10 protein-coding genes are annotated in these 8688 nt (G+C 58.2%); 4 read left to right on the top strand and 6 right to left on the bottom strand.

Annotated features, from left to right (window positions below):
- Positions 1-138: 138 nt before the first annotated feature.
- Together ACN0VD_RS10250 and rsmD are read left to right on the top strand one after the other, a co-directional pair.
- Positions 139-951, top strand: coding sequence for a pseudouridine synthase (locus ACN0VD_RS10250; RefSeq protein ID WP_417593859.1), 813 nt, complete (start codon positions 139-141; stop codon positions 949-951).
- A gap of 70 nt (positions 952-1021) precedes the next feature.
- Positions 1022-1570 (top strand): 16S rRNA (guanine(966)-N(2))-methyltransferase RsmD, encoded by a 549-nt coding sequence (rsmD, locus tag ACN0VD_RS10245; RefSeq protein WP_417593857.1) that lies wholly within the window; start codon positions 1022-1024, stop codon positions 1568-1570.
- On the opposite strand, the gene ACN0VD_RS10240 is transcribed toward rsmD, so the two are convergent.
- Both ACN0VD_RS10240 and ACN0VD_RS10235 read right to left on the bottom strand, forming a co-directional pair.
- Complete coding sequence (locus ACN0VD_RS10240; protein ID WP_417593855.1) at positions 1567-1704, bottom strand: hypothetical protein; 138 nt, start codon at positions 1702-1704, stop codon at positions 1567-1569. The two genes, rsmD and ACN0VD_RS10240, sit on opposite strands and share 4 nt — an antisense overlap.
- Positions 1705-1842: 138 nt before the next feature.
- Entirely contained in the window at positions 1843-2109 is a 267-nt protein-coding gene (locus ACN0VD_RS10235) for a hypothetical protein (RefSeq protein ID WP_417593853.1), read from the bottom strand.
- A gap of 99 nt (positions 2110-2208) precedes the next feature.
- Here ACN0VD_RS10235 and ACN0VD_RS10230 point away from each other — a divergent pair, with 99 nt between their 5' ends.
- The gene (locus ACN0VD_RS10230) at positions 2209-4527 is read left to right on the top strand and encodes an ATP-dependent helicase (RefSeq protein ID WP_417593851.1); all 2319 of its coding nucleotides are present in this window, start codon (positions 2209-2211) and stop codon (positions 4525-4527) included.
- Positions 4528-4843: 316 nt separating this feature from the next.
- Positions 4844-5134, top strand: coding sequence for a HigA family addiction module antitoxin (locus ACN0VD_RS10225; RefSeq protein ID WP_417593849.1), 291 nt, complete (start codon positions 4844-4846; stop codon positions 5132-5134).
- A gap of 123 nt (positions 5135-5257) precedes the next feature.
- On the opposite strand, the gene ACN0VD_RS10220 is transcribed toward ACN0VD_RS10225, so the two are convergent.
- The 4 genes from ACN0VD_RS10220 to ACN0VD_RS10205 form a co-directional block, all read right to left on the bottom strand.
- The gene (locus ACN0VD_RS10220) at positions 5258-5500 is read right to left on the bottom strand and encodes a hypothetical protein (protein ID WP_417593847.1); all 243 of its coding nucleotides are present in this window, start codon (positions 5498-5500) and stop codon (positions 5258-5260) included.
- 25 nt (positions 5501-5525) lie between these two features.
- Complete coding sequence (locus ACN0VD_RS10215) at positions 5526-5663, bottom strand: hypothetical protein (RefSeq protein ID WP_339689655.1); 138 nt, start codon at positions 5661-5663, stop codon at positions 5526-5528.
- A gap of 282 nt (positions 5664-5945) precedes the next feature.
- Positions 5946-6638: a L,D-transpeptidase family protein gene (locus ACN0VD_RS10210; protein ID WP_417593845.1), complete on the bottom strand. Its 693-nt coding sequence runs from the start codon at positions 6636-6638 to the stop codon at positions 5946-5948.
- A 169-nt stretch (positions 6639-6807) separates the two neighbouring features.
- Positions 6808-8526 carry a DUF885 domain-containing protein gene (locus ACN0VD_RS10205; protein ID WP_417593876.1) on the bottom strand — a complete coding sequence of 573 codons (1719 nt, stop codon included), beginning with the start codon at positions 8524-8526 and terminating at the stop codon, positions 6808-6810.
- Positions 8527-8688 lie beyond the last annotated feature (162 nt).

Here is an 8688-nt window from a genome sequence, read left to right as displayed (position 1 = left end):
AAAGCCGCACCGCCGATCAATGCACACAGGACAATCTTCCTCATTTCCAACTCCATAGTGGTAACAATAGGCATTCGCAGCCGCATAACCAAAGGTTACAGATTGCAGCGAGCGCATTTTTCCGCCATGCGTCTGGCCATGACCGAAGAAAAACCGCCCAAGAAATATCGCGCAAAACCGACGCCCGGCGCAAAGGCTGCGGCGGTAACCAAAGCGGCACCAGCCGAGGCTCGCGAAGGGCAGCGTATCGCCAAACTGCTGGCGCGCGCCGGCGTTGCTTCTCGCCGAGAAATCGAGAGAATGATCGACGCAGGCCGGATCGAGTTGAATGGCGATCTGGTCGAGCATCCCTCGCTGCTGCTCAAGAATCTGACCGGCATCACCGTCGATGGCAAGCCGGTGGCAGAGCCTTCCCCGGCCAAGCTGTTCCGCTTTCACAAGCCCAATGGCTGCCTGACCGCCGAACGCGATTTTTCCGGCAAGAAGACCATTTATGACGTGCTGCCCAAGGATATGGAGCGGATCATGCCGATCGGTCGGCTCGACATGAACACCGAGGGGCTGTTGCTGATGACCACCGATGGCGAGTTCAAGCGGCAGATGGAATTACCGAAAAATGGCATCCCGCGCACCTATCGCGCCCGCACATTCGGCGACATCACCCAAGCGCAGCTCGAAGAGCTGTATCGCGGGATCACCATCGACGGCATGAAATATGGCCCGATCACTGCCAATCTGGAGCGCCGCACCGGTCGCAACCAATGGATCGAGATCACCCTGACCGAGGGCAAGAACCGCGAAGTCCGCAAGGTGCTGGAACATTTCGGGCTGGAGGTGTCCCGCCTCATTCGTACCAGTTACGGGCCGTTTGTGCTCGGCGATCTGGCCAAGGGTGAAATCGACGCCGTGCGCCGGCATGATCTGGTACAGTTCCGCAAGACGCTAAAATGATGCGTTCGGCTATAAACTCCGTTCGCGCCTACACCATGTGCTTCGACAAGCTCAGCACGAACGGCTTGATATGCGCATAATCGCAGGAAACTGGCGGGGCCGGAAAATTATCGCCCCCAAGGGTGACACCACCCGACCAACCGCCGACCGCACCCGCGAGCGGCTATTCTCGATGCTGACCAGCCGGCTCGGTGATTTTGAGGATTTGCAAATACTCGACCTGTTCTCGGGTTCCGGTGCGCTTGGCCTCGAGGCGCTGTCCCGCGGCGCGGCCCATTGCACCTTTGTCGAACAGGACCCCGATGCGGTCCGGGCGCTGGAAACGAATATCGAAAAACTGGGTGCAGCCGCTCAGTCTGATGTCCGGATTGGTTCGGTGCTGCATCTCGGCGCAGCGCGCAAGCCCTATGACCTCATCCTGATGGACCCGCCCTATGATACCGGCGCGGGCGCAGTGGCACTCGACAAACTGGGCCGCCACGGCTGGTTCGCCCCCTCAAGCTGGATCGCGATTGAAACCGGCAGCCAGGAAGACGTGGTTGTGAAGGGATTTGATCTGGATTGCGTGCGGAAAAGCGGCAAGGCGCAGATTCATATTCTGCGCCCGGTGACGGTTTAGCCGCCCATCAACTGCGTCGTCGAGGCCGATGAAACTGCGGTTTCATCAGAGCTCTGGTGCGCCACGCTGTAAAAGCTGGTGGCCGCCATCAACAGGGTCGCGACAATTGCGCTTGTGGTCAGTCTCTTGCTCATTTCATACTCCGTGGGGATGCTGTGGCGTCCATTAGTTAACAAATGGTGCGTTGCAACATATTTATCAACCTGTCCTTTGGGGCATGAATGAAATGACGGCGAGGCCGGATCACGGACGGCCTCGCCTAACCAAATGCACTATTTTTCGCTACCTGGCTTTCCGGGCCAATGATCGAGCGGCCGGTTGCCCCAATCGAGCCCAGCTTCGCGCGGATTGATGCAGCTATCCTGCACCGTCTTCGTGCAGACGACCATGGACTGGCCATCAACCATGACGGTTTTTTCATCCGATGCAGCCGCGGCCTTGGCGGTTGCTTCGCCGGTTTCATCCTGATTCGCATTTGCTACGGCGCCGGTCATCATCCCGGTTGCCGCTAAAGCGGTTAAAATCAATCGCTTGCTCATGTCTATCTCCTTGGCTCTCCTTTTATACGGTAATCCCCCAAATGCTCGAGACCGGGAAAAGTTCCCCAAAAAAGCCTAATCCACTTGCCGCCATCGCCGATGTTCCCTAACTGTTCACCCGTGTCCGAACCTGTCAAACAACCGCAAGCATCCGATCCGCCCTATGTGAAAGGATTGAACGAACCACAGCGCGAGGCCGTGCTCACCAGCGAGGGCCCGGTGCTGGTGCTGGCCGGCGCGGGGACTGGCAAGACCGCCGCCCTCACCCGACGAATCGCCCATATCGTTTACTCCCGCAAAGCCTGGCCCAGCGAAATTCTCGCGGTGACCTTTACCAACAAGGCGGCCCGCGAAATGAAGGAGCGGATCGCCGCCATCGTCGGCGAAAGCTTTGAGGGCATGCCGTGGCTCGGCACCTTCCACAGCATCGGCGCGAAAATGCTGCGCCGCCATGCCGAACTGGTCGGTCTGCAGAGCAATTTCACCATTCTCGATACCGATGACCAGATCCGTCTGCTCAAGCAGTTGATCCAGGCCGAAGAAGTCGATGACAAGCGCTGGCCCGCGCGGATGCTCGCCGGTCTGATCGACCAGTGGAAGAACCGCGGTCTCAACCCGCAGGATCTCGATGCCAATGAGGCGGAACGCTATGACAATGGCAAGGGCCAGCATTTCTACACGCTCTATCAGGAACGGTTGAAAGCACTGAACGCCTGCGATTTCGGCGACCTGCTGCTACACTCGCTGAACCTGCTGAAGACCAATCGCGAGATTCTCGAGCTTTACCAGAGCCGCTTCAAATATATTCTCGTCGACGAATATCAGGACACCAACAGCTCGCAATATCTCTGGCTGCGGCTGCTCGCGCAGAGCCACAAGAATATCTGCTGTGTCGGTGACGATGACCAGTCGATCTATTCGTGGCGCGGGGCGGAAGTCGCCAATATCCTGAAGTTCGAAAAGGATTTTCCGGAAGCCACGGTGGTCAAGCTGGAGCAGAATTACCGCTCGACGCCGCATATTCTGGCCACGGCATCGGGACTGATCAATCACAACAGTGGCCGCCTCGGCAAGACCCTGTGGACCGAGGAAACCGAAGGCGACAAGGTGCAGGTTATCGGCGTCTGGGATGGACCGGAAGAAGCCCGGCGCACCGGCGACGAGATCGAGGCGCTGCAGCAGATCAAGCAGGTTTCGCTCAACGATATCGCGATCCTTGTCCGCGCCCAGTTCCAGACCCGCGAGTTCGAGGACCGTTTCATCTCGATCGGCATGCCCTACAAGATCATCGGCGGCTTCCGCTTTTACGAGCGCGCCGAAATCCGCGATGCGCTCGCCTATCTGCGGGTGATCACCCAGCCGGCGGATGATCTCGCGTTCGAGCGGATCGTCAACACACCCAAGCGCGGCCTTGGGGATAAAACTGTGGAAAAGGTCCACCGCCTTGCCCGCGCCCAGGGCATTCCCCTCGCCGCCGCCGCGCTGAATATCTGCGACACTGACGAGCTGCCGCCGCGCGCGCGCAATACGTTGCTGGAACTGATGCGCAATTTTGGGCGCTGGCGCGAGATGGCGGCGGATACCGATCACGCCGAACTAGCCCGCATCGTTCTTGACGAGTCCGGTTACACCACGATGCTGCAGGCCGACCGCTCGACCGAAGCCGCCGGCCGCCTGGAAAATCTGACCGAGCTTGCCCGCGCGATGGAAGAATATGAAACGCTCGGCGATTTCCTTGAGCATGTCAGTCTGGTCATGGACAATGATGCCCGCGACGACGAGCCCAAGGTCACGATCATGACCATGCACGGCGCCAAGGGACTGGAATATGACCATGTCTTCTGCGCCGGTTGGGAAGAAGGCGTATTCCCGTCTCAGCGCAGCCTAGACGAGGGCGGCAATGCCAGCCTCGAGGAAGAACGTCGCCTCGCCTATGTCGCGATCACGCGGGCGAAAAAGAAATGCACGATTTTCCACGCCGCAAACCGGCGGATCTACGGCCAGTGGACCAGCTCGATTCCCTCGCGCTTCATCGACGAGCTGCCGAAGGACCATGTCGAGCATGAAAGCAGCATGAGCGGCGGCGAAAGCCTGTGGCGCGCCAACTGGAGCGAGAATAGCGACCCCTTCTCCCATCTCGCCGCCACCAACGCGACCAGAGCCGGCAAGCGCGGCCCCGGCTGGCAACGCGCGGCCTCGTCAGGCTTCGACAAGAAACCCCGCGTCATCAAGGAAGCCCGCCGCAGCGCCGTCTCCCTCGGCAACAAGGGCCGCGACGACGTCAAGGTCGGCATGCGCGTCTTCCACACCAAATTCGGCTATGGCGAAGTGAAGGTGAAGGAAGGCAACAAGCTGGAGATCGCGTTCGAGAAGTCGGGGGATAAAAGGGTGCTGGACTCGTTTGTGGAGGTTGCTTGAGGGTTACAGTTCGCGCTGATCGCTTACACTGAACCAACTAATCCGTTCGTCCTGAGCTTGTCGAAGGACCGCTATCGTCAAGAGAACTGGTTCGACAGGTTCACCACGAACGGTTCTACTCTCCCCCTCCTTTTCAAAGGAGGGGTCAGGGGTGGTTTATGAGGAGATTGGCGCGATGCCCGTGAGCGGCTTTGTCCCGCAAGCTCGGCTTCGCCTCACCACCACCCCAACCCCTCCTATGAAGAGGAGGGGCTTACACTTGTTGCCAATTAGGCTATAATCTCGATCTGGAGGATTATCACTGAGGGCACTCAATATGCACTCTTTGCTCGCCATCCATCCAGGCATTTGGCTGAAGTCCGAAATCATCGAGTCCAAGGGCATCGCGATAGGTGCACTCGCCAATGCCTTTGGCGTCAGCCGTCAGTCGGTGAGCGCAATTCTCAACGGCCGCTCTGCTTTATCTGCAGATATGGCGATCCGGTTTGAGAAACTGTTTGACGTAAAGGCCGATACGCTGTGCCGGATGCAAACGGCCTTTGATCTAGCCAATGCAAGAGCACGGGAGAAGGATATCAAAGTGGACAAGCGGCAGTTGGCGGCCTGAATCCGGCCTCAATAACCCCCGCGCTTTTTCTTGTTTTTCTTCCGCACAACAACGATCATCGCCCCGATGCCGCCAACCAGCAGCGCGATCAAGGCATAAGCTATTATCAGTCGAAGCTCCATATCAGGTCTCGTCCTCCAGCGCGTCAGCTTCTGTTTCCTCGGCGAATTCAAGGGCGATTTCCGCGTCAAGCTTGTCGCGCGGGCTCAGGTGGCCGGCTTCGCGCTTTTCGGCCTGGATTGCTTCGAGACCCCACGCCTTCGCCGCGGCCGCAGCGACTATGCGACGGCTTTCCAGCGGATCATTGGCGGCGAGATCAAGCTGCCGCGCTTCTTGTTCGCGACATGTTGCGGCTTTTACGCGCATGGGTGCATTCCTTTCCTTCGCGCCATCAACCGCGATTGTTTTTCATATTCTCAAGGCCCGCGACCACACCCGGCTTGGCCGAAGGATTGGACGCATTGGTCTTTTTCTTCTCGGCTTTGGGTTTGCGGACTTCGCGATTGGATTTTTTCTGTGATTTGGCCATGACATTTCCTTCCGGGGTGATGTTCGGGCGGCAGCCAGCCGGTAATCTCAGAGAGACAAGGGTTCAGGGCGGCTGACGGCGAACAAACTCAAGCGATAATAATGCGAATGATGTCCTGCCTCAGGAAAGCCGATCAAAGGAATTTTTGAGCGTGAAGAGACAATGCCGATCGGGACTGCAATCCTGCAATCACGAAGGCTTGTTCTATATATAGGAAGGGGCGCCGGCTATTGTAAGACCAGTGCGATTTTAAACGTCATCTTTGCCAGACAGGACCCTGTCTCACAAAATGGCGTCGCCGACGCCCAGCATCTTGCCATCGGTCACGATCACCCGGTCACCGAGCTTGGCCTGTTCGAACAACCGTCGGGCGAATTCCATCGGTACACCGATGCAGCCGCGCGTGCCCCAGCCCCACTTGACGTCGCTGGCGTGGATCGCGACACCGTCGTTGGTCAGACGCAGCATATAGGGCATTGGCGAGCCATAGATGTTCGAGACATGGTCCTTGCTCTTCTGGGTGATCGGAAAGACGCCGGTCGGAGTCGGTTTTTCGGAATCGCCAAAGGTGATCACCGCCGCGCCGATTTCATAGCCGGCGCGGAAGACCGAAATACTCTCGGCCTTGAGATCGACGGTCACGACCAGTTCGCCCTCCGGCACGCCTTCGTCGTCCCATTTATAATAGCCGTGAACGAATGGTTCGTCGATCTGGAGGATGCGTTTGACCACGAACTTGTCGTTCAGGGGCAGTTTATCGGCAATTTCAATCGGCTCCGCCTCCACCGGTTCGGTAACGGCAATATCCTGCATCACTGGCTCGGCTGCGGCCTTGTCGGCCACAGCGACCGCGGGCCGCTCGGAAGAGGAACCGGCATCGGCGCGGGTCAGGCCCATCACCAGCATGGCGACAATCGCCAGGGCTGTCAGCAGCAGGATCGACGCGCTCACCCGATATGCAATTTTCTCGACCATCACCAATGCTCCGTTCGTTAAGGAAGCATTTACCATGGATTCGCGAGAATAAATCCCCGATTTTCGGGCCGTCCCGCTGCGGTACGGCACCAGCGGGAATGTTAAGGACCAGTGTTAACGGGCGGCACGGGGCACCTGCGCTGGCAGGCGCCCCTTGCTGCGTTTGTCGCTAGAAAACCGCTTTTGCTTCGGCTTCCTTCATCATCGCCTTGCGCACCATCGGAATCGGCGGGCCGCCATAGCTGAGAAACTCGTCGTGGAAAGCCTTCCATTTCTTGCGGTCGCCACCGGTCCAGTCTTCGCGCAGTTTGCGGATCATCAGCTTGCCCATCGTGTAATTGAGATAGGCCGGATCATAGGTCCCGCGCGCCGCCTGCTGGGTCGCGTTGCCAAGATCCTGATAACATTCCTTCTGGAACATATCGAGGCTCTGCTCGACCGTCATCCCGCGCGCGTGCAAGCCGATGGCCGACAGATAGCGGCAATTGCGCAGCAGCGCGTTGGACAGCTGGCCGATTTTGGTCTCCGGATCGCCATCGTGCAAGCCGGCTTCGACCATCATCTCTTCGGTATAATGGGCCCAGCCTTCGGCAAAGGCATAGCCGACGAACAATTTCCCGAAGATCGATTCCGCCCGGTTGCTGTGCAGGAAGTTGAGGAAATGACCGGGCCATACTTCGTGATTCGAGGTCCCGAGCAGATCCATCTTGCCGGGAATATAGGCGGCACGCGTCGCCTCGTCCCACGCCGGATCCGGCGGCGAGATATAATAGACGCTCGGCAGGCCCTTTTCATATGGTCCGGGAATATCGATATAGGCGCTATTCTGCCGGTTATAGGGCGGCGATTCCTCGACCTGGGCAACTTCGGTGCCGGGAATGGTCACCAGATCCTTGTCGATAATGAACTGGCGCAGCGGCGGCAATTGGTCGCGGGCTTCCTGCACAGGGCCTTTCTCGGGCTTGTTCGCGGCCATTTTTGCGAAACAGTCGACGATGCTCGCGCCCGGCGCAAAGGCAGCGCAAGCCTTGGCCAGAGCCGCCTGATTGCGCTTGAGATCGGCCTTGCCAATAGCTTCCAGCTCGTCGAGCGAGATATTGACGCCCTCGGTCTTGCTCACCATCGCCGCGAATTTGTCGGCACCCAGCGCATAGCCATCCTTGGTCGCCGGAACCGAACCGATATGACCGGAAAGTTCCTTCATCGCTGCCGCGGCGGCAGCGGCGGCAACATCGAATTGCCGCTGGAGTTCGCTGTCCTTGACCTCGGCAAAGGCCGCTTTGGCATCACCGGTAAAATAATCGGCAAAACCGCCAAAGGCCGCCTGACCGAAATTGAGATAGGTTTCCGGCAACGGGAGCTTCAGATTATCCTTGATCTGCGCCGCAGCTGCCGGAACGGCCTTGGCATATTTGATGAACGCCTTCATCCGCGTCGCAATGTCCGCATAGGGCCGCGCGATATAGACATTGGGATCCAACGCTCCGACATAATAAGCCGGATTTCTATGGGGCGAGTCGGCGGTCTCCAGCCAGAAAAGCTCGCCTTCCATCACATTGATCAGATAATCCCGTTCAAATTTTTCCGCGTCGCTCAGGTCCTTGGCGTCAATCGCCCGCGCATCCGCGATCGCCTGTTTGCGAATAGCGACGGCCTTTTTCAGGCCTTCGGCGCTCCAGTCGGGAAGCTGGCCGTCATATTCATGCTTGCCCTGATAGATGGCAAAGGTCGGATTGACAGGAAAATAGCCATCGAGAAACTCCGAAAGATAGCGGCCCCAGGCCGTATCCTGATCAATCTCCATGGCCGCGACCGGCTCGTCCTCGATTTTCTTGCATCCGGTTACAGTCAAAGCGGCCAGCGACACCGCCAGCAACAGATTGCGCATCTTCATTCTCATCTCCCGGGGAATAGGCCATGCGATTATTTTCGTGGCCACTGATTGGCATAGTCGTCCGCCATTTGGCCAGCCCTATTCGACGAACCGCTCTGTACCAAATCTGTCCGTGGGAGCATGTATTGATTGCAGCAACTTGCGTGAATCGCTAGC

The organism is Parasphingorhabdus sp., assembly GCF_048267785.1.
Classification (GTDB): domain Bacteria; phylum Pseudomonadota; class Alphaproteobacteria; order Sphingomonadales; family Sphingomonadaceae; genus Parasphingorhabdus.
This window is presented reverse-complemented; position numbering and strand designations above follow the sequence as displayed.

What these genes read in the sequence shown, in the direction of transcription:
- ACN0VD_RS10220 (WP_417593847.1), bottom strand. Translation starts at nt 5,500, where the DNA reads ATGCGCGTAAAAGCCGCAACATGTCGCGAACAAGAAGCGCGGCAGCTT.
- ACN0VD_RS10225 (WP_417593849.1), top strand. Translation starts at nt 4,844, where the DNA reads ATGCACTCTTTGCTCGCCATCCATCCAGGCATTTGGCTGAAGTCCGAA.
- ACN0VD_RS10205 (WP_417593876.1), bottom strand. Translation starts at nt 8,526, where the DNA reads ATGCGCAATCTGTTGCTGGCGGTGTCGCTGGCCGCTTTGACTGTAACC.
- rsmD (WP_417593857.1), top strand. Translation starts at nt 1,022, where the DNA reads ATGCGCATAATCGCAGGAAACTGGCGGGGCCGGAAAATTATCGCCCCC.
- ACN0VD_RS10235 (WP_417593853.1), bottom strand. Translation starts at nt 2,109, where the DNA reads ATGAGCAAGCGATTGATTTTAACCGCTTTAGCGGCAACCGGGATGATG.
- ACN0VD_RS10250 (WP_417593859.1), top strand. Translation starts at nt 139, where the DNA reads ATGACCGAAGAAAAACCGCCCAAGAAATATCGCGCAAAACCGACGCCC.
- ACN0VD_RS10230 (WP_417593851.1), top strand. Translation starts at nt 2,209, where the DNA reads ATGTTCCCTAACTGTTCACCCGTGTCCGAACCTGTCAAACAACCGCAA.
- ACN0VD_RS10240 (WP_417593855.1), bottom strand. Translation starts at nt 1,704, where the DNA reads ATGAGCAAGAGACTGACCACAAGCGCAATTGTCGCGACCCTGTTGATG.
- ACN0VD_RS10215 (WP_339689655.1), bottom strand. Translation starts at nt 5,663, where the DNA reads ATGGCCAAATCACAGAAAAAATCCAATCGCGAAGTCCGCAAACCCAAA.
- ACN0VD_RS10210 (WP_417593845.1), bottom strand. Translation starts at nt 6,638, where the DNA reads ATGGTCGAGAAAATTGCATATCGGGTGAGCGCGTCGATCCTGCTGCTG.